At 66.9% G+C, this 1,342-nt stretch carries 2 protein-coding genes; both read left to right on the forward strand.

Annotation, left to right across the window (positions count from 1 at the left end; translation table 11 throughout):
- Positions 1-606 (forward strand): ABC transporter ATP-binding protein (locus AABA86_RS33995; protein WP_338309849.1); only part of this gene is annotated, 606 nt, incomplete at its 5' end.
- Between the two features lie 57 nt (positions 607-663).
- On the forward strand, positions 664-1,342 hold a 679-nt coding region (locus tag AABA86_RS34000), incomplete at its 3' end, for a pentapeptide repeat-containing protein (protein WP_338309850.1).

Genomic DNA, 1,342 nt, shown 5'->3' on the forward strand with positions numbered 1-1,342 from the left:
TCCGGTTGCGGCAAGAGCACGATGCTGCGCATCATCCTCGGGCTCGATAGCGATTTCAGGGGCCACGTTGCGCGTCCACCGCAGGCGCGGATCGGCATGGTGTTCCAGGAGCCGCGACTGCTGCCGTGGCGTTCGGTCGAACAGAATGTGCGGTTGGCGGCGCCCGACGTGACCGATGCGAAACTGTCGGAGCTGTTCAAGATTCTGGAGCTGGAAGCGCATCGCAGCCACTTTCCCGGCGAGTTGTCGCTCGGCCTTGCCCGGCGCGTCGCGCTCGCCCGCGCTTTCGCAGTCGAGCCCGATCTGCTGGTGCTCGACGAGCCTCTCGCCTCGCTCGACGACGCGCTCGCCGGCCGCTTGCGCGACGAGATCGCGACGCTGGTGGCGGGCCGTCCGGTGATGACGCTGCTCGTCACCCACAGCCTCGATGACGCGATCCGGCTCGGCGACCGCCTGTTCTTCTTGTCGCCGCGCCCCGCGCGTATCGTGGCCGAGGTGCCTATCGGCATCCCGCGCGACAGACGCGGCGAAGCCGAGATTGCGGCGATCAAGGCCGGCCTCGCCCAACGAACTCAAGGCGACCGCACTGAGCGAGATGTCTCATAGCCGGTCGCCTGGCGGACGTGCTAGACTGGACCGGCGGCGGAGTCGATGATGACGCGGATGGTCGCACTCTCAACGCTGGCAGCGCTTGGTCTTGCACTCGTCACGATGACGGCGGGCGCGCAGGACATGATGCGCGACGTCGACCTCACCTCCCCCGCGATGGTCTCGTCCGAAATGACCAGGCCAGAGGTCGAGGCCGTGCTGGCCAAAGCGAGCGCCGCGCAGCCTGCCGATTTCACCGGCAAACGCCTGTCGGGCCTCGATCTTTCGGGGCTGGACCTGTCCAACGCGGTCTTCCGCGCCGCGCGGCTCAACAAGACAATACTCCGAGACGCCAGGCTTGACCGTGCAATCCTCGATCAGGCGTGGCTGCTGGATGCGGATCTTACCGGCGCAAGCCTGAAGGGCGCCAATCTGTTCGCCTCGCAAATGGCCCGCGCGCGTCTCGACGGCGCGAACCTGTCAGGAGCGCGCATCGCTGCCGATCTCACCGGCGCAAGCCTGGTCGGCGCTTCGATCGCGGACGCGCATCTGGGCGCCGATATGCGCAACCAGTCGATGGGGCTGATGCGCGCGGTGCTGAGATCCGCCAATCTGGAACGGCTGAACGCGCGCAACGCCGATTTGTCGCGCGTCGACCTCGAATTCGCAGTCCTCAGGGGCGCCGATCTGACCGGCGCATCACTGAAAAACGCCCAACTCGGCGGAGCCGATCTGACGGGCGCCATCGTCATCG

The sequence above is a fragment of the Bradyrhizobium sp. TM233 genome (genome assembly GCF_036247965.1).
Taxonomy (GTDB): domain Bacteria; phylum Pseudomonadota; class Alphaproteobacteria; order Rhizobiales; family Xanthobacteraceae; genus Bradyrhizobium; species Bradyrhizobium ottawaense.